This window comes from Arthrobacter zhaoguopingii, from assembly GCF_009828595.1.
In the GTDB taxonomy this organism is placed as follows: Bacteria; Actinomycetota; Actinomycetes; order Actinomycetales; family Micrococcaceae; genus Arthrobacter_D; species Arthrobacter_D zhaoguopingii.
In genome coordinates this window covers 98,111-115,435 of the sequence record NZ_WPNY01000002.1, presented here as the reverse complement: position 1 = coordinate 115,435, position 17,325 = coordinate 98,111, and the positions used below count along the sequence as shown (strand labels likewise).

General features: G+C 68.2%; 17 protein-coding genes. 3 read left to right on the top strand and 14 right to left on the bottom strand.

The annotated features are described in order from the left end of the window. Positions 1 to 8 precede the first annotated feature (8 nt). From pafA to GVV86_RS02900, 9 genes are all read right to left on the bottom strand, one after another. Complete coding sequence (gene pafA, locus GVV86_RS02940) at positions 9 to 1,370, bottom strand: Pup--protein ligase (protein WP_159616489.1); 1,362 nt, start codon at positions 1,368 to 1,370, stop codon at positions 9 to 11. Then, positions 1,370 to 2,095, bottom strand: a complete 726-nt coding sequence (gene prcA / locus GVV86_RS02935) for a proteasome subunit alpha (RefSeq protein WP_159616487.1) — start codon at positions 2,093 to 2,095, stop codon at positions 1,370 to 1,372. The genes pafA and prcA overlap by 1 nt, the downstream gene beginning before the upstream one ends. Before the next feature lie 3 nt (positions 2,096 to 2,098). Next, on the bottom strand, positions 2,099 to 2,920 hold the full coding sequence (gene prcB / locus GVV86_RS02930; protein WP_159616983.1) for a proteasome subunit beta: 822 nt from the start codon (positions 2,918 to 2,920) through the stop codon (positions 2,099 to 2,101). Between the two features lie 8 nt (positions 2,921 to 2,928). Continuing rightward, entirely contained in the window at positions 2,929 to 3,132 is a 204-nt protein-coding gene (locus GVV86_RS02925; RefSeq protein ID WP_159616485.1) for a ubiquitin-like protein Pup, read from the bottom strand. 33 nt (positions 3,133 to 3,165) lie between these two features. Then, entirely contained in the window at positions 3,166 to 4,785 is a 1,620-nt protein-coding gene (gene dop, locus GVV86_RS02920) for a depupylase/deamidase Dop (RefSeq protein ID WP_246199617.1), read from the bottom strand. 23 nt (positions 4,786 to 4,808) lie between these two features. Then, positions 4,809 to 6,572, bottom strand: a complete 1,764-nt coding sequence (gene arc, locus GVV86_RS02915; protein WP_159801334.1) for a proteasome ATPase — start codon at positions 6,570 to 6,572, stop codon at positions 4,809 to 4,811. A gap of 106 nt (positions 6,573 to 6,678) precedes the next feature. After that, positions 6,679 to 7,785, bottom strand: a complete 1,107-nt coding sequence (locus tag GVV86_RS02910) for a tRNA (adenine-N1)-methyltransferase (protein WP_159801332.1) — start codon at positions 7,783 to 7,785, stop codon at positions 6,679 to 6,681. Positions 7,786 to 7,835: 50 nt separating this feature from the next. Further along, positions 7,836 to 8,990, bottom strand: coding sequence for a site-2 protease family protein (locus tag GVV86_RS02905; protein ID WP_159801330.1), 1,155 nt, complete (start codon positions 8,988 to 8,990; stop codon positions 7,836 to 7,838). Further along, positions 8,987 to 9,730, bottom strand: coding sequence for an HAD family hydrolase (locus GVV86_RS02900; RefSeq protein WP_159801328.1), 744 nt, complete (start codon positions 9,728 to 9,730; stop codon positions 8,987 to 8,989). Before GVV86_RS02900 ends, GVV86_RS02905 begins: the two co-directional genes overlap by 4 nt. Before the next feature lie 107 nt (positions 9,731 to 9,837). Here GVV86_RS02900 and GVV86_RS02895 point away from each other — a divergent pair, with 107 nt between their 5' ends. Beyond that, positions 9,838 to 10,728, top strand: a complete 891-nt coding sequence (locus tag GVV86_RS02895; protein WP_246199616.1) for a PAC2 family protein — start codon at positions 9,838 to 9,840, stop codon at positions 10,726 to 10,728. A 56-nt stretch (positions 10,729 to 10,784) separates the two neighbouring features. On the opposite strand, the gene mshC is transcribed toward GVV86_RS02895, so the two are convergent. After that, positions 10,785 to 12,080 (bottom strand): cysteine--1-D-myo-inosityl 2-amino-2-deoxy-alpha-D-glucopyranoside ligase, encoded by a 1,296-nt coding sequence (mshC, locus tag GVV86_RS02890; RefSeq protein ID WP_159801326.1) that lies wholly within the window; start codon positions 12,078 to 12,080, stop codon positions 10,785 to 10,787. A gap of 57 nt (positions 12,081 to 12,137) precedes the next feature. Continuing rightward, positions 12,138 to 12,962: an undecaprenyl-diphosphate phosphatase gene (locus tag GVV86_RS02885; protein WP_159616473.1), complete on the bottom strand. Its 825-nt coding sequence runs from the start codon at positions 12,960 to 12,962 to the stop codon at positions 12,138 to 12,140. A 50-nt stretch (positions 12,963 to 13,012) separates the two neighbouring features. Here GVV86_RS02885 and GVV86_RS02880 point away from each other — a divergent pair, with 50 nt between their 5' ends. Beyond that, positions 13,013 to 13,948 carry an aldo/keto reductase gene (locus GVV86_RS02880; RefSeq protein ID WP_159801324.1) on the top strand — a complete coding sequence of 312 codons (936 nt, stop codon included), beginning with the start codon at positions 13,013 to 13,015 and terminating at the stop codon, positions 13,946 to 13,948. Between the two features lie 174 nt (positions 13,949 to 14,122). On the opposite strand, the gene GVV86_RS02875 is transcribed toward GVV86_RS02880, so the two are convergent. Continuing rightward, complete coding sequence (locus tag GVV86_RS02875; protein ID WP_159616469.1) at positions 14,123 to 14,431, bottom strand: hypothetical protein; 309 nt, start codon at positions 14,429 to 14,431, stop codon at positions 14,123 to 14,125. Between the two features lie 41 nt (positions 14,432 to 14,472). On the opposite strand from GVV86_RS02875, the gene GVV86_RS02870 reads away from it, so the two are divergent. After that, on the top strand, positions 14,473 to 14,706 hold the full coding sequence (locus GVV86_RS02870; RefSeq protein WP_133402452.1) for a DUF5703 family protein: 234 nt from the start codon (positions 14,473 to 14,475) through the stop codon (positions 14,704 to 14,706). On the opposite strand, the gene GVV86_RS02865 is transcribed toward GVV86_RS02870, so the two are convergent. Together GVV86_RS02865 and GVV86_RS02860 are read right to left on the bottom strand one after the other, a co-directional pair. Next, positions 14,703 to 15,863: an acyl-CoA dehydrogenase family protein gene (locus GVV86_RS02865; RefSeq protein WP_159801322.1), complete on the bottom strand. Its 1,161-nt coding sequence runs from the start codon at positions 15,861 to 15,863 to the stop codon at positions 14,703 to 14,705. The genes GVV86_RS02870 and GVV86_RS02865 overlap by 4 nt on opposite strands. 7 nt (positions 15,864 to 15,870) lie before the next feature. After that, the gene (locus tag GVV86_RS02860) at positions 15,871 to 17,172 is read right to left on the bottom strand and encodes a M20/M25/M40 family metallo-hydrolase (RefSeq protein ID WP_159801320.1); all 1,302 of its coding nucleotides are present in this window, start codon (positions 17,170 to 17,172) and stop codon (positions 15,871 to 15,873) included. Positions 17,173 to 17,325 lie beyond the last annotated feature (153 nt).

Here is a 17,325-nt window from a genome sequence, read left to right as displayed (position 1 = left end):
CGGTGTGTTCAGAGGTGCTCGAGGAGGGCCTCGACCCGCTCATCAACCGATCGAAACGGGTCCTTGCAGAGGATGGTCTGCTGGGCCCGGTCGTTGAGTTTCAGGTGGACCCAGTCCACGGTGTAGTCGCGGTTGGCTTCCTTGGCCCGCCGCACGAACTCCCCGCGCAGCCGCGCCCGGGTGGTCTGCGGCGGGGTGTCGACGGCTTCCTTGACGACGACGTCGTCGACGACCCGCAGCGCCTCCCCCCGGGCCTGGAGCAGGAAGAACAGGCCCCGGCTGCGGGAGATGTCGTGGTAGGTCAGATCGAGCTGCGAGACCCGGGCGGAGTCGAGTTCGACCCCGTTGCGCTTCATGTACCGGTCGACGAGCTTCTTTTTGATCGCCCAGTCCACCTCCCGGTCGATCGCCGAGGTGTCCCCTGTCTCGATCGCGTCGAGGGTGCGCTCCCACAGGCTCAGCACCGCCGGGACGTGCGCGTGGTGCGCACCGTTGGTGTCGACGAAGGCCCGTGCCCGGGCGAGGTACTCCCGCTGCATGTCCAGGGCTGTGATGGAGCGCCCGTTGGCGAGCTTCAGCAGCTGCCGGCCCGAGAGGTCGTGGGAAATCTCCCGGATGCTGCGGATCGGGTTCTCGAGGCGGAAGTCGCGCATCATGGCCCCGGCCTCGACCATGCGCAGGATCAGGTCGACCGAACCGATCTTCAGGCGGGTCGTCGTCTCGGACATGTTCGAGTCCCCGGCGATGATGTGGAGCCGGCGGAAGAATTCGGCGTCGGCATGCGGTTCGTCGCGGGTGTTGATGATGGGCCGGGACCGGGTGGTGGCCGAGGAGATGCCCTCCCAGAGGTGGTCGGCACGCTGCGAGAACGCGTACAGCGAGCCGTTCTGGGTCCGAAGCACCTTGCCGGCGCCGACGAGGAGCTGCCGGGTGACCAGGAACGGGATGAGGATGTCGGCGAGCCGGCCGAATTCGAGCTTGCGCGGGATGAGGTAGTTCTCGTGGCTCCCGTAGGAGTTTCCGGCCGAATCGGTATTGTTCTTGAACAGGTAGATATTGCCGTTGTAGCCCTCCTGGCCGAGCTTGCGCTGGGCTTCGACGACAAGGTCCTCGAGGATCAGTTCGCCGGCGCGGTCCTGGGCGATCAGCTGCGCCAGGTCGTCGCATTCGGCCGTCGCATACTCCGGATGAGAGCCGACGTCGAGGTAGAGCCGTGAACCGTTGGTGAGGAACACATTGGAGGACCGCCCCCAGCTGACGACCTTCCGGAAGAGATACCGTGCCACCTCCTCGGGCGAGAGGGGCCGGGAGTTGGGCCCCGAGTAGGAGATGCCGAACTCAGTTTCAATTCCGAAGATACGCCGGTCCATTAGACAGGGCTTTCCCGAGAGGTGAGCATGGTTTCAAGTTCAGGGATGCCGATGCGCCGGAACGCCCGGTGGGTGCCCCGGGCCACCTCCGGGTCGCGGTCGAGCACCGCCACTTCCAGCGATTCCGGCCCGAGCTGCGGACCGGCGCCCGTAGAGCCGTCCTGCCGCAGCGAGTGCACCGCCGCGCGGACGGCCTCTGGGAAGTCGAGGTCCTCGGAGAAGCTGCTGCGCAGCACCTCCACCACGGCCTCGGCCGCGCCGCCCATCACCACGAACCCCTTTTCGTCGGCGATCGAGCCGTCGAAGGTGAGGCGGTACAGGTGGTCGGCGGCGGGCTGCTCCCCCACCTCGGCGACCACCAGTTCGACCTCGAACGGTTTGCTTTCGGCGGTGAAGACGGCGCCCAGGCTCTGCGCGTACACGCTGGCCAGGCCGCGGGCGGTGACGTCCTCGCGGTCGTAGGAGTAGCCCCGGACGTCGGCGTAGCGGATGCCCGCCTGCCTCAGGCTCTCGAACTCGTTGTATTTCCCCACGGCGGCGAAGGCGATGCGGTCGTAGATCTCACCGAGCTTGTGCAGTGACGGCGAGGGGTTCTCGGCGACCAGGGCGATGCCGTCGCGGCAGCTGAGCACGATGACCGAGCGCCCGCGGCCGATCCCCTTCCGCGCGAAGTCGGCGCGGTCCCGCATGAGCTGCTCGGGTGATACGTAGAACTGCTGGGTCATGGTCTAGGCCTCCCGTCCTGCAATGGAGCGGCTTGCGATGACATTCCGCGCCGTCGTCTCAAGTTCCCGGTCGGGGATCCGCCGCGTGCCCGCACTGTTGACGGTGTACACAACCGGCCACAGCTCGCGGACGACGTCGGGCCCGCCGGTGGCCGAGTCGTCGTCGGCGGCGTCGTACAGGGCCTCGACCGCCACCCGCACCGCGGAGGCTTCGTCGAGGTTCGGCTTCCACAGTTTTTTCAACGATCCGCGCGCAAACGCCGAGCCCGAGCCGACGCTGTGGTGCTCCTGTTCCTCGTACCGCCCGCCCGTGACGTCGAAGGAGAAGAGCCGTCCTTCATGGCGGCTGGTGTCGTAGCCCGCGAAGAGGGGCACGACGGCGAGCCCCTGCAGGGCCATGGGAAGATTCTGCCGGACCATGGCGGCCAGCCGGTTGGCCTTCCCATCAAGGCTCATGCGGGTTCCTTCGATCTTCTCGTAGTGCTCGAGTTCGACCTGGAACAGGCGGGTCAGGTCGAGGGCGATCCCGGCGGTGCCGGCGATGCCGAGCACCGAGAACATGTCTGCGGGGAAGACCTTTTCGATGTGGCGGCTGGCGATGACGTTACCCATGGTGGCCCGGCGGTCCCCCGCCATCAGCACCCCACCGGCGAAGGTCAGCGACACGATCGTTGTTGCATGCGGGGCGAGGGCCGGGCCGGCGCCCTGGGCCGGGAAGTCAACGCGGCTGCGCGAAGCCAGCAGGTCGGGGTGATGCCGCCCCAGATGGTCCGAGAACGACGTCGATGCCGCCCGGGCGACCGCTGCTGCAGCTTCTTCCGGCATCATTGCCTTTACTGCCCACCCTTCTGGACGAAGCCCCTGACGAACTCTTCGGCGTTGGATTCAAGCACCCCGTCAATTTCGTCAAGCAGGTCGTCGACGCCCTGGGTTTCCGCCGTGTCCGAGGCGGAGGCGGGAGCGGCGGGAGGCTCCGCCGGGGTCTCTTCCTGCTCCTCGGTGCGTGTGCCTGCGGCCTTGTGATCCTGTGTTGCCATGATGAGCACCCTTCAGTTTCGGTTCTGCTGCTTCTATGGTGCCACGCGCTGTTCCGGCCCGCTCAACAATCGGGTGAGGAAGTCTTCGGCGGTGGCAGATTCCTGAAAAAGCCTCTCGGTGAGCTGCGCGGTACCACGCAGCGGCTCCCGTGTCTGCACCCGTTGGAGCCGGTTCTGGGAGGGAATTTCGAAGATGATCGAGTCCCAGCTGGCCCCCACCACCTCTGCGGGGAAGTTGGCGATGCACTTGCCCCGGAAGAAGGCGCGCGTGTCCCGCGGCGGCTCGGCGACCGCACGCTCCACCTGGGCCGGGGTGACCAGCAGTTCGACCTGCCCGCGCTGGGCCAGCCGGTGGTAGATCCCCTTGTTGGGCCGCAGGTCAGCGTACTGGAGGTCGACCAGGGCGAGCCGGTGGTTGTCCCAGCCGACCGCGTCGCGGTCGCGGTAGGCCTGCAGGATCTTGAGCTTCGCGACCCAGTCGACGGAGGCCGCGGCGTCCATCGGGTCGCGCCGGAGCACCCCGATCAGCGCCCCCCACCGGTCCAGCACGTCCCGGGTCTGTGCGTCGGCGCCACCGGCGCAGGCCGTAGCGGCGGCGTCGTGGTACATCTCCTGGAGATCCAGCGCCGTGACCTGCCGGCCGTCGGCGAGCCGCACGGTGGTCTGCAGCGACGGGTCGTGGCTGATGTCCTGGAGAGCGTGGACGGGCTCGGCGAGTTCGGGCACCGGGCACAGGTCCCGTTCGATGAGGGAGAGCACCAGGGAGGTGGTGCCCAGCTTCAGGTAGTTCGACACCTCGTTGAGGTTCGCGTCGCCGATGATGACATGGAGCCTCCGGTACTTTTCCGCCACCGCATGGGGTTCGTCGCGGGTGTTGATGATGGGCCGGCGCACCGTGGTTTCCAGCCCGATTTCGTTCTCGAAGAAGTCGGCCCGCTGGCTCACCTGGAAGCCGGGCCGCTGGTGGGTGGCGCCGATGCCGACCCTGCCCGCCCCGCACAGCACCTGCCGGGAGACAAAGAACGGGATCAACGCGGCGGCCAGGTTCCCAAAAGGCACGCTGCGGGGCACGAGGTAGTTCTCGTGCGACCCGTAGGAGACGCCCTTGTTGTCGGTGTTGTTCTTGTAGAGGTGCACGGGTGAGAAGCCCGGGGTGCCGGCGATGCGCTCCATGGCCGCCAGCGCCACCCGGTCCCCTGCCCGGTCCCACAGGACGGCGTCGAGGGGGTTGGTCACCTCCGGGCTCGAGTATTCGGGGTGCGCATGGTCCACGTACAGGCGGGCGCCGTTGTTGAGCACCAGGTTCATCAGCACCGCTGTGTCCTGCGGGTCGGCGCCCCCGGCCAGCGCCACCTGCTCGGCCGTGAGCACGGGCGGCTCGTCCGTCAGCTGCGAGGGATGGGCCGAGCCCCGGTCAACGAGCCAGCCCCGAGCATCGGTCAGGGGTGCTTCGTCGGTGTAGTCCCACCGCGTGCCGGCCAGGTTGCCGAGCCCCTCGCGCAGCGTCGCGGCGTAGGCGTTGACCACCTGGGAGGAGAGCATTGTGGGGTTTGCCGCGGGCAGTCCCGGGGCGATGATTCCGTATTCGGTTTCCGTACCCATGACCCGGTGCACCGACACCTCTTCCGTGGAGTCCGGCCCGACCGGGGCCATCCGGTCCACTCCTCCGGTTGGGATCATAGATACTGGCCGGTGTTTGCCGCCGTCTCGATGGCCTTACCCGGTTCCTGCCCGGCCTTGCCCTGGACGATGGTGCGGATGTAGGTGATCCGCTCCCCTTTCTTACCCGAGATCCTCGCCCAGTCGTCGGGGTTGGTGGTGTTGGGCATGTCTTCGTGTTCGCGGAACTCGTCGACGACCGCACGCATGAAGTGCTCAATGCGCAGGCCCTTGCTTCCCTCGAGCAGCAGGTCCTTGATCGCGTACTTCTTGGCCCGGTCGACGACGTTCTGGATGACCGCCCCGGAGTTGAAGTCCTTGAAGTACAGCATCTCGGTGTCGCCGTTGGCGTAGGTCACCTCGAGGTATTCGTTCGACTTCTCGGTCGAGTACATCTTCTCGACGGTGCGCCGGATCATCTCCTGCACGGTGACGGCCACGTTCCCGCCGTATTCGGCCAGGTCGTCGGCGTGCAGCGGCAGGTCCTCGGTGATGTACTTCCCGAAGATCTCCGCCGCCCCCTCGGCGTCGGGGCGGTGGATTTTGATCTTCACATCGAGCCGGCCCGGCCGCAGGATCGCCGGATCGATCATGTCCTCGCGGTTCGAGGCGCCGATCACGATGACGTTCTCAAGCTTTTCCACCCCGTCGATCTCGCTGAGCAGCTGCGGGACGATGGTGGTCTCGACGTCGGAGGACACCCCGGTTCCGCGGGTGCGGAACAGGGAGTCCATCTCATCGAAGAACACCACCACGGGGCTGCCGTCGGATGCCTTTTCGCGCGCACGGGCGAAGATCAGCCGGATATGACGCTCGGTCTCACCCACATACTTGTCGAGCAGCTCGGGGCCCTTGATGTTGAGGAAGTAGCTGCGGACCTGCTCCGTGCCGGCACGTTCGGCGGCGCGGGCGGCAAGTGAACTGGCCACCGCCTTGGCGATCAGGGTCTTGCCGCAGCCGGGAGGCCCGTACAGCAGGATTCCCTTGGGCGGCTTCAGCCCGTGTTCGCGGTAGAGGTCGGGGTGGAGGAAGGGCAGTTCGACGGCGTCGCGAATCTGCTCGATCTGCGGCCCCAGCCCGCCGATGTCCTCGTAGCCGATGTCCGGGACCTCTTCGAGCACGAGGTTCTCCACCTCGCTGCGGGCCACCTTCTCCAGCCCGTACCCTGACTTCGTGTCGACGGCCAGGGCGTCGCCTACCCGGATGCGCTGGGACTGCAGCGGCCCGCTGAGCCGAATGACCCGCTCGTCGTCGGTACGGCCCACGACGAGCGCGCGGTCCTTGCCGAGCAGTTCCTTCACCGTCACGATCTCCCCGGCCCGCTCGTAGCCGAGGGCGGCCACGATGGTCAGTGACTCGTTGAGGAGCACCTCCTGGCCCGGGGAGAGCTGGCGGACGTTGATCAGCGGGCTCACCGTCACCCGCAGCTTCCGGCCGGACTGCAGAATGTCCGCCGTGTCCTGCACCGTGGCCTGGGTGGTGGTTCCCGGTTCGGTGGGCTGCTGGACGTTCACCTGGATCACCGTGGCAAAGCTGAAGGGTGCCGCGCCCTCCTTTTCCAGGGCGGCCTTCAGCCTCACGATCTCGGTCCGCGCCGCCTCAAGGGCTCCCACCAGGCGGGCATTGTTCTGCGTGGCCGTCGCCAGCTGCCTGTCGATGTACCGGAGCTTGTCGCGCAGCACGTTGAGCTGCCGCTGGACTACTGAGTTCTCCGCCGCCGCGGCGGAGTGGTGCTGGCCGGTCCGGTCGGGTTGGGGAGCGTAGTCTTCAGAGTCCGACATATCGTGTCGCCACCTTCACTCGGCATTGAACTATAGTTCGACCATAGCGCAGGACCGGCGGCAAATGCCCGCATCGTTGCCTAATTGTGGCGGGCGCACGAACCCCCTATAGGCCGGACCCGGCGCCCGTTCCAGTCTCCTTTTCCGTGTCCTTTTCTGCTTCCTTTTCGGCGTCGCGGCGGGCCTGGGCCTCCTCCGGAGGGAGCGCCCCGCGCTGGATGGTGGAGGAGGCGTCCCGGGCGACCCGGCGCAGCCTCTTGTCAGAAACCTCCCGCTCCCCTACCGCCTGCGGGGTCCATGCGTTAAGGTCCTCGTCGCTGAAGTCGGTCTTGGACGGCCGCCGCTTCTGCACCAGCCCCGTGGCGCCGTCGGCCAGGCGCCGGGCGGTGAGCAGGAACCCGGTGTGCGCCACCATACGGTGATCGGGGCGCACCGCGAGGCCCTCAAGGTGCCAGCCGCGCACCATCGACTCCCAGGCCTCCGGCTCCGTGAACCGCCCGTCGGCGCGGATGGCCTCCGCGGTGCGGGAGAGCTGGGTGACCGTCGCGACGTAGTTGATCCAGACACCGCCGGGGGCCAGGACGGTGGCGACCGCGTCGAGGCATTCCCAGGGCGCCAGCATGTCGAGCACCACGCGGTCGACGCTGCCGGGCTCCTCCTCGACGAGTACCTGCTCCTGGAAGTCGCCCAGCGAGACGCGCCAGGCGGGGTGCGGTCCACCGAAGATCGTCTCAACGTTGCCCTTGGCGATTTCGGCGAACTCCGGCCGGCGCTCGAAGGAGTGGAGGTACCCTGCGTCCCCGACGGCACGCAGCAGCGAGATGGACAGCGCGCCGGAGCCGACGCCGGCCTCGACCACGCGGGCACCCGGGAAGATGTCGCCCATGGTGACGATCTGCGCGGCATCCTTGGGGTACACCACCGCCGCCCCGCGGGGCATCGAGAGCACGAAGTCCGAAAGCAGCGGCCGGAGCGTCTGGTACAGCTGGCCGGTGGTGTTGGGGAGGACGGTGCCCTCGGGCTGACCGATGATGGTGTCGTGCAGCAGGAACCCCTTGTGCGTGTGGAACGCCCCGCCGGGGGTGAGGGTGACGGTGTTCATCCGGCCCTTCTCATCGGTCAGCTGCACCCTTTCGCCCGGCCGGAAGGGGCCCCGTCGGCTCGCTGCGCCGTGCGGCGGGTTTTCGGCAGGGCTGGAGGCGGGGTTGTTCATTCAGGAAGTCCTTTGGTTAGCGTCAGGCGGGGTCGGGGTCGGGGTCGGGGTCAGGCGGAGCCGGGCGTGCGTTTGCCGGTGAGGGCGTCGATGACGGCCAGCCGGTGGAGGACCCCGGTGACGGCGCCCTGTGCATTGGTGACGGGGAATTCGAAACCGTCCGAGGAATCAAGGAGCTTCAGGAGCTCCTGCCCCGAGGCGGACTCGTCGATGCCCGCCCTTGAGGCGAGGGGACGGACTGAGGTGCTGGCCCGGGTGGTGCCGGCCGCCTCCTCGGGAACATCGGCCAGGGCGCCGAAGTCGACGACGAACTCCGGCCGTCCCTCGGCATCCAGGAGCACCGCGGCCAGATCGGGCCGGCCGGCGGCCAGCCGGCGGAGCTCGCTCACGGTGCTCGCGGACGGGAGGCCGATGGCGGGCTGCTTGAGCATGCCCGCGGTAAGACCGGGGATCCGGAGCCGGATGCGGGCCGTCCGGATGGCCTCGCCGGCCCCGGCCCACATGAAGGTGGCGACGAGGACGCTGATGATGACGAGGGTGAACTGGGGTGCGCGGCCGGAGAGCAGCGGAAGACCAAGCACCAGACCGACGAACAGCAGCACGATGACCCGTCCGGCCCAGCCGGCGGCGATGGTGCCCCGATCCTGGCTCCCGGTGGCCTTCCAGACGGCGGACTCCACGATCCGGCCGCCGTCAAGGGGCAGCCCGGGCAGGACGTTGAAGACGGCGAGGATCAGGTTCGCCCAGAAGAGGGTGTTGGCCAGCAGATCCACCACGGTGCCCTGCTCGGAGGCACGGATGATGCCCCAGCTCACCAGGGACAGGAGGAAGTTCGAGGCCGGCCCGGCCAGTGCGACGGCCAGCGAGCGGCCCGGGGAGGAGCTGAAGTGCTCGAACTGGGTGTGACCGCCCCACAGGTTGAGGACGATCTGCCGGGTGGGCCAGCCGAAGGCCCGCGCCGAGAGCGCGTGGGCGAATTCGTGGATCAGCACTGACAGGGCAAGGAGCAGGGCATAGCCAAGCGCGACGACGTAGGCGCCGAGGCCAATGCCGGGGAAGTTCGCCTCGACCCTCGGCCCGAAAAACACCGTGATGATGACCGTGACCAGGAACCAGGGCCAGGTCAGGATGACCGGGATGCCCGCAATCCGGCCCAGTGAGACCCCCAGGCGGCGCTCCCTCGGCCCGGCGGCCAGTCCGCTCATCGTCCGCGGGCGGCCGTGTCGCGCACCACGCCGTTCAGGTCCTCAAGAGTCCTGCCTTCGAGGGTGGTCCAGTCGGTGCGGGCGGGATCCTTGGGCAGCGGCACGAAATGGGGGACGGCAAGGGTCACCACGCCGGCGGCAAGCGCCGAGGTGACTCCGGGGAGGGAGTCCTCGACGGCGATCACCCGGGCCGGGGAGAGGCCGGGGCGGTCCTGGGCCAGCCGGTCGAAGGCGGTGCGGTAGGCCTCGGGGTCGGGCTTTCCACGCTCGACCATGTCCCCGGTGACAAGGAACTCGAAGGTCCCCTCGGGAAGTTTGGCGGCAATTTCCGTGGCGAGAAGGCGTTCGGACATGGTCACCAGGGCGCACGGGATGCCGTTGGAACGGAGCTCTTCGAGGAGCTCAAGGGCGCCGGGTCGCCAGGGAACCTCAACCCGGACCTTCTCGACGACCCGGGAGATGAGATGGTCGATGATTTCCCGCTCGGTCAGCCCGACCCCGGCCTCCTGGAGGAGGCGGGCCGAGAAGGACAGCGCCTGGCCGACCAGGGCGCTTGCCTGGCCGTCGGACCAGGTTCCGCCGTGATCCTTCACCAGCTGGGTTTCGGCTTCAATCCAGTAGGGCTCGGTATCGACGATTGTTCCATCCATGTCCCACAGGACGGCCTGGACTCCATCGCCCGGCGAGACGGCCCCGGCCGGGTTTGAGGTGGACGGAGTCTGGAGAGCGCGGGTTGCCATGGTCCAAGTCTACGGTGGCCCGCCCCGGCGTCCGCCCGCCTCCGCTGTGCGCGAAGCGCCATCCGCGGTGACTGACAGGTTCGCGGGGGGAGGTTTAGGGTGAAGAAGTGAACACCTTCGACGAGAGCCAGCCACGCGGCGTCCGCGACCTCTTCCAGGATGCCTCGGATCCGGACCGGCGGGTCACCATCATGCTCGCCGCCTTCGAGGGCTGGAACGACGCCGGCGAGGCGGCCAGTGACGCGCTCCGGTTCGTTGGCAGGTATCTCGGCAGCGAGAAGATCTCAACGATCGACGCCGATGAGTTCTACGACTTCCAGTTCACCCGCCCGCTGATCAAGCGCAATGCCGCGGGCCAGCGGCGGATCAAGTGGCCGACGACGAAGATCAGCCGGGCCTCGGTTCCGAACTCGAACATCGACCTGATCCTCGTGCACGGGGTCGAGCCGTCCTATAAGTGGCGGGCCTACACCGCCGAGCTCGTCGCCTTGGCGAAGGAGCTCAAGGTGGACTGCATGGTCCTGGTCGGGGCGCTGCTGGCCGACGTGCCTCACTCGCGGCCCATCCCGGTGACCGTGACCTCCGACGATGACCTGGTGCGCGAGAGCCTCGACGTGGAGCCCTCGACCTATGAGGGACCGATCGGGATTGTCGGCGTGCTTGCGGAGGTGGGACTCCTTGCGGACATCCCCACTCTGTCCCTATGGGCGGCGGTGCCCCATTATGTGGGGCAGTCCCCCTCGCCGAAGGCGCAGCTGGCCCTGCTGAACCGGCTGGAGGAGCTGCTGCAGGTGAGCCTTGAGACGCACCTGCTCAGCGAGGAATCCGAGGCGTGGGAGCGCGGAGTGGACGAGCTGGCCACCGAAGACCCCGAGGTGGCCGCCTATGTGCGCCAGCTTGAGGAAGCCAAGGACACCGTGGACCTGCCCGAGGCAAGCGGCGAGTCGATCGCCCGCGAGTTCGAGCGATACCTCAAGAAGCGCCGGCGCGAGCAGTAGCCGGGCGGGGCCCGCCTCTGCCAGGTGTCCGGAAGGGGTCCCCGTGCCGGCCTCCCTCAGAGTCGGATGCCGAGCAGCGCGTCCAGCGCGGCCGTCACCTGCGCGGCGCCGGCGGAGATGCTTTCACTGGCGGGGGTGCCTTCGGCGGAGGTCCGGGCCTTTTCGGCCCAGCGGTCGACGGCGGCAACCGCGGCGGGGGCGTCGAGGTCGCGGGCCAGGGCCGCCCGGATCTCGGCGGTCAGGGCGGAGGCCGACTCCTCATCCGCCTGCGGCAGGGCCGCCCGCCAGGATGCGAGCTGCGCCGTGGCCCGGGCAAGCACCCCGGCGGTCCAGGACCAGTCGCTGCGGTAGTGGTGGTTGAGAATGGCAAGCCGGATCGCCGCCGGGTCCACCCCCTCCCTGCGGAGGGCAGAGACGAGCACGAGGTTGCCCTTGGACTTGCTCATCTTCTCGCCTTCGAGGCCGACCATCCCGGCGTGGGCGTAATGCCGGGCCAGGGGCGTGCCGCTTCCGGCCCACGCGTGCCCGGCACTCATCTCGTGGTGGGGAAAGATCAGGTCGCTGCCGCCGCCCTGCACGGTGAGCGGCGCGGGCAGGAACCGCTGGGCGATGACCGAACACTCGATGTGCCAGCCGGGGCGTCCTTCGCCGAGGGATCCACCCTCCCAGTGCGGCTCACCTTCGCGGGCGACCCGCCACAGCAGGGGGTCGAGCGGGTGTTTCTTCCCTGGGCGTTCGGGGTCTCCCCCGCGCTCGGCGAAGAGTTCGGTCATCTCGTCTTCGGGAAGGTGCGACATCAGGCCAAGGGCCCAGCGGGACGGGTCCTTCGGATTGAGGGCGGAGGCAGCTTCGACCGAGAAGTACACATCCCCGTCCGGGGCCCCGTCGGAGCCCGGCACGCGGTAGGCCAGGCCATCCTCCAGCAGGGCTTCAATCACGGGCACGATCCATTCGATCGCCTCGACGGCGCCGACGTAGTGATCGGGGGCGAGGACGTTTAGCGCCTCCATATCGGTGCGGAAGAGCTGGATCTGGTTCGCGGCAAGCTGCTGCCAGTCAACGCCGGTGGCGGTGGCCCGCTCCAGAAGAGGATCGTCGACGTCGGTGACGTTCTGGACGTAGTTCACGCGCGCACCGGTGTCGCGCCAGACCCGGTTCAGTAGGTCGAAGGCGACATAGGTCGAGGCGTGCCCGAGGTGGGTCGCGTCATACGGGGTGATGCCGCAGACGTACAGGCTCGGATTCTCCTCAGGGGTGAGCTCGACGACGCGGCCCTCCGCCGTGTCGTACAGTTCGACGCCGGACTGCCGGCCGGGAAGGGTTGGGACAGGGCTGGAGTTCCACGCAATCACACCTTCTACCATACGGTCTTGGCGGAGCCATTCCGGCCGTATCCGCGCGGCGGAGGGTTAGGCGCTGATCACATTGAAGCCGAGCAGGATGAACAGGAGCATGCCCAGCAGGATGCGGTACCAGACGAAGACGCCGTAGGTGCGGGTCGAGACGTATTTCAGGAACCAGCCGATGATCGCGAACCCGACTAGGAACGCGATGACGGTCGCCAGGGCCGTCTCCCCGGCGTCGTAGGGACCCCAGTCCCCCAGGCTGCTGCCGAGCTGGTACAGGCCGCTGCCGAAGACTGCCGGAATCGCCAGCAGGAAGGAATACTGAGCGGCGGCTTCGCGGGAGTAACCCATCAGCAGGCCGGCCGTGATGGTGCCGCCGGAGCGGGACACGCCGGGAATGAGTGCCAGCGCCTGCGCGAAGCCAAACAGCACCCCGTGGCGGACGGTCAGCTGGTCCAGGTTGCGGGTGTGCTTTCCGACTGCGTCGGCCACCGCCAGGAACACGCCGAAGACCACCAGCATGGTCGCGACAAGCCACATGCTGCGCAGCGTGCTTTCGATCTGGTCCTGGAACAGCAGCCCCAGGACCGCGATGGGCACGCTTCCCACAATGACGAGCCATCCCATCCGGGCATCGGGGTCCTGTCGGCTGACCCGGCCACGGAGCGAACCGAACCAGGCGCGGACGATCCGGACAATATCGCCCCAGAAGAAGACAACGACAGCCGTTTCGGTGCCGAGCTGGGTGATGGCGGTGAAGGCCGCCCCCGGGTCCTGGGCGTTGGGAAGGAGTTCGCCGACGATGCGCAGGTGGGCGCTCGAGGAGATGGGAAGGAACTCCGTTAGTCCCTGAACAAGGCCCAGGATGGCCGCTTCGAACCAATTCACATGTTAAGACCCTAAGGCACCATTCGACCCCGAGGCTTTAGGCTGGGCCTATGCAACGGCGAAACGTGGGGACGAGCGGCCTTGCCGTGTCGGTATTGGGGCTCGGCACCATGTCCTGGGGGCAGGATGTCGACGACGAGGCGGCGCGCGAGCAGCTGCGCATCTTCGCCGACGCCGGCGGCACCCTCGTGGAAACCGCCGGAGGCTATGGGGCAGGGCGCGCCGAGGCGATGCTTGGCAGCTTTTTCGGTGACACCGTGGCGCGCTCCGAACTGGTGCTGGCGGTGCAGGGCGGCGCCGTGCGCGCGGGGACGCACCGCGCCGATGTCTCCCGCCGGGGACTCCTCGATTCGCTCGATGCGTCGCTGTCCCGCCTCGGCACCGACCACGTGGACCTGTGGCTCGCGCCCGCGCCGGACCCGCTGGTTCCCCTCGCTGAAACCCTCAGTGCGCTCGAGGTGGCCTACTCCTCCGGCCGGGCCCGGTACGTCGGCGTGTCCAACCATGCCGGCTGGGAGTTCGCGCGCGCCGCGGCCACGGCAGGGATTCCGCTGATCGCCAACGAAATCGAATACTCCCTGCTCAACCGGGGGGCCGAACGGGGCGCCGTGCCCGCCGCGGCCGCCATGGGCGCCGGAGTGCTGGCCTGGGCTCCGCTGGGCCGCGGGGTGTTGACCGGCAAGTACCGGGTCTCCACCCCCGCCGATTCCCGCCGGGCCTCCGACGTGTGGGCGCCGTACGTCGACAGCTACCTCGAGGGACGGCCGCTTCGGGTCGTGGATGCGCTCTGCACGGCCGCTCGGGGCCTCGACCTGCAGCCTCACGACCTCGCCCTGCGGTGGCTGCTCGGCCGCCCGGCGGTTGCCGCCGCCGTCGTGGGTGCCAGGACGCCGCAGCAGCTCAAGGAGCTGCTGGGGACAACGGCCGAACCGATCGCCGGCCAGATCGCCGAGGCCCTCGATGAGGTCTCGGCGCCGCTGGTCTAAAGGACCGCCTGCTCCGACCGCCCGTTCCGACCGCCCGTTCCGGCGGTTGCTTCGACCACCCGCTCCGGCTGATCCGGCGGCGCCTCCTGCGGGCGCCACCGGCCGCGCTGGTGGATGGTCCCGGCTGTGCCGGCCCCGGGTATATCAGTGACAGTTAGGTCAGTGACAAGGCGGTCAGTCCCGGGTGGCGTTGACGTCGTCCGTCTCGACATCGACGTCGGCGTCGGTGTCATCATCGACCTCGTCGAGGTCGTCGTCCTCAAGCTCGGCGTCCTCGTCGGACTCCTCGTAGATCTCCAGCGGGGTCACCTCGCCGTGGGCGTCGTAGAGGGCTTCCTCATAGGCCTCGAAGGCATCCGCGATGGCGAGATAGGCGGCCTCGACCGCGGGATCATCGTCCATCCTGCGCGAAGCGGATGCCGCAAGGTGCTCTTCAAGAGCGGTGACAAGGGCCTGGAGCGCGACACGCGGATCTATGCTCATGAGTTAGACGTTATCGGTAAAGTGGTCGAAATTGGAGGAATATGAGAGAGCAATTTCTGAACTCAACCGCCGTCCGCAAACGGGATTTCGGCCGCCAATACGAGTACCTCGTACTCACCGTCAACGCCGGCGAACCGGTGGGCGCGGCACGGAAGGTCCTCACCGAACACGCCGAGTACGGCAAGTGGGAACTTGAGCGCAGCTGCATCTACCTCGGCGGCAGCCGACGTTACTGGCTGCGCCGAAAAGTGCTGCGGGTGGAGCGCACCGCCTAGTTCTCCAGCGGGCCCAGCCACGCCGTGGCCACCGTGTTGTGGGCCGAATCCTCATTCGAAGGATGGAACTGCCCGGCGAGGGTGTCCCGGTGCAGCCGGGCGATCTCGCTCGTTGCCGCATATCCCGACCCACCGGAGACCTGCAGCCCCGTCTCGGTAAGGTGGCGCGCGGTGTCGACGGCCGTTGTCTTCAGCCCGACGAGCTTCGCGAACCAGAACGGGCCATGGTCGGTCCCCGCATCAAGATCCGCCGTCACGGCCCTGAGCTGCGCGTCCAGCGCGTCCACCCGCATCGCCCCGGCGGCGATGCGGTGGCGCATCACCGGGTCCTGCGCCGCGCTGATGCCCCGTACCCGGGAGGTGCGCCGGCGCGCGGCCTCCACGGACAGCTCGAGGGCCCGGTCGGCGATGCCGGCGTAGACGGCGGAGATCAGGGTCTCGAAGGCGGCAAAGACCGCGAAGACGAACGGGTCGGCATTCGGTCCCACCGGGAGCCGTCGGAAAACGGCGGAGGAAGGCACCCGCACCCCCTCCAGCCGCGTGGTGTTCGACTGGCTGGCGCGCATGCCGAGAGGGTTCCAGTCCTCGATGATGGAGACGCCCGGGGTGTCCCGCGGGACGAAGGCGTGGACGAGTTCACCCTCTCCGTCGGCACCGGCTCCGGTTTCCTTTCCGAACACTCCGAGGCGCGTCCACGCCGGGGAGAGGCTCGTGAAGATTTTGGTGCCGGTGAAGGTGAGCGAACCGTCCGGGCCCGGCTCCGCGGCGGTCGTGGAGTCGAAGAGGACCGCGTCGTTGCCCGGTTCAGAAATGCCGAAGGCGAAAACCTCCCCCGCGGCGGCCTCGGAGAGGATGAAGCCCAGCGAGTCGTCCCCGCGGCCCCTCAGGAGCGCGGCGATTGCCGTCCAGACCAGGTGCATATTGATGCCAAGGGCCGTCGCCGGCGCGGCGGCGGCCAGCAGACGCTGGGCGGCGGCCGCCTGCCGCATTCCCGCGCCGGATCCGCCGTCATCAACGGCGCAGAACAGCCGGAGGTACCCGGCTGCCTTGAGGTCCGCCAGGTCCTCCGTGAAGAAGGTGTTCTCGGCGTCGTACCGTGGGGCGCGCTCCCGGAAACGTTCGAGGAGGGCGTCGGTCAGGAGGTCGGCGGGTTCCACGGCCGCCCTAGTAGGTGCTCAGGAGCCGGGCGAGCACCCGCGTGCCGAAGCGCAGCGAGTCGGCCGGCACACGCTCGTCGACGCCGTGGAACATGCCCGTGAAGTCCAGCTCGTCCGGCAGCTGCAGGGGCGCGAAGCCATACCCGGTGATGCCCAGCCGGCTCAGCGACTTGTTGTCGGTGCCGCCCGAGAGCGTGTAGGGCAGAACCTTCGCCCCGGGGTCCTCGCCGTGGAGGGCATCAATCATCGAATCAACGAGGTTGCCCGAAAACGGCACTTCGAGGGACACGTCCTGGTGCGCATAGGAGACCTCGACGCCGGCTCCGGCGAGTTCGCGGACGATCTCCAGCACTTTCTCCTGCTGCCCGGGAAGGGTGCGCACGTCGATGAGGGCCTCTGCGGTGCCCGGGATGACGTTGTGCTTGTAGCCGCTCTTGAGCATTGTGGGGTTCGCGGTGTTCTGCAGGGTCGCCCCGACGAAGCGCGCCACAGTGCCGAGCTCGGCCAGCAGCAGCTCGGGGTTGTCCGGATCGAATTCGACTCCGGTGAGTTCGGTGACACCGTCGAGGAACTGCCGGGTGGTGGGCGTCAGTTCGATCGGCCAGGGGTACTCCCCGATCCGGGTGACGGCCCGCGCCAGCCGGGTCACCGCGTTGTCGGTGTTGATCTGGGAGCCGTGGCCGGCCCTCCCATGGGCGAGCAGGCGCAGCCAGGAGATGCCCTTCTCGGCTGTCTGCAGGAGGTAGGTGCGCTGCCCGCCGATGGTGGCGGAAAATCCGCCCACCTCCGAGATCGCTTCGGTGGCCCCGTCGAAGACTCCGGGTTTGTTGTCAACGAGCCAGGACGCGCCGTACTTGCCGCCGGCTTCCTCATCGGCGAAGAAGCCGAAGATGAGGTCCCGCCGCGGCCGGGTGCCGCTGCGCTGCAGATGGCGCAGCACCGAGAGGATCATCGCGTCCATGTCCTTCATATCGACGGCTCCGCGGCCCCAGATGAGCCCGTCGCGTTCCTCTCCGCTGAAGGGGTCGACGCTCCAGTCCTCCTTCTGCGCCGGCACGACGTCGAGGTGGCCGTGAACCACCAGGGCCGGCAGGGAGGAATCGGTCCCCTCCATGCGGGCGATGACCGAGGCGCGCCCTGGGGCGGCTTCGAAGATTTCCGTCGCCAGTCCGACCTCTTCGATCAGCCCCGCCGTGTACTCGGCGGCCGCCCTCTCCCCCGGGCCGGCGTTGTCACCGAAGTTTGAGGTGTCGATCCGGATGAGCTCCTGGCAGATGCGTACAACTTCGTCTTCGGGCGTGATCGCCATCGCTGGGTCCTCCTCGGGTGCGGTTGGTCCCAGCCTACCGAGGTGCCCGGTGTGCCGGGCCAACCCGGGCCGAGCCGCTGCACCGGGTCGCCGGTCTGCGGTGCTCAAAACCCCCGGAAAGTCAGGCCCGAGCGGGCACACCGATCCCCCGAT